Genomic DNA, 390 nt, shown 5'->3' with positions numbered 1-390 from the left:
GCTTTCCATCAGCCGGTGCGCTTCCGTGACCTCGTCCAAGGTGAACACCCGGTTGATCACGGGTGCAACCTTTCCGTTTTCGATGAGCGGCCAGACCTGCTCGACAAGCTCATCGCGGATGGCGCGCTTCTCGTCGGCGGTGCGGGGCCGCATGGTCGAGCCGGTGACGGTCAGGCGTTTGACCATGATCGGCCGCAGGTCGACTTTTTCGGCTGTCGCACCACCCAGAAAGGCGATGATGGAGAGGCAACCGTCCTTAGCGAGTGCGGAAAGGTTCTTTTCGAAATAGGCCGCGCCGATCATGTCGAGAACGACATCGACGCCCTTGCCGCCGGTTTCGGATTTCACGACCTCGGCGAAATCCTCCTCGCGGTAATTGATCGCGCGCTT

At 60.8% G+C, this 390-nt stretch carries 1 protein-coding gene; it reads right to left on the bottom strand.

Annotated elements, in window-relative coordinates:
- The coding region (locus PL640_RS25650) for a zinc-binding dehydrogenase (RefSeq protein WP_271363887.1) at positions 1 to 390 on the bottom strand (390 nt) is incomplete at both ends.

This window comes from Agrobacterium sp. ST15.16.024 (genome assembly GCF_027956545.1).
GTDB classification, from domain to species: Bacteria; Pseudomonadota; Alphaproteobacteria; order Rhizobiales; family Rhizobiaceae; genus Agrobacterium; species Agrobacterium cucumeris.
Note: the sequence above shows the minus strand (reverse complement) of the source record. Positions and strands in the feature narration are given on the sequence as shown.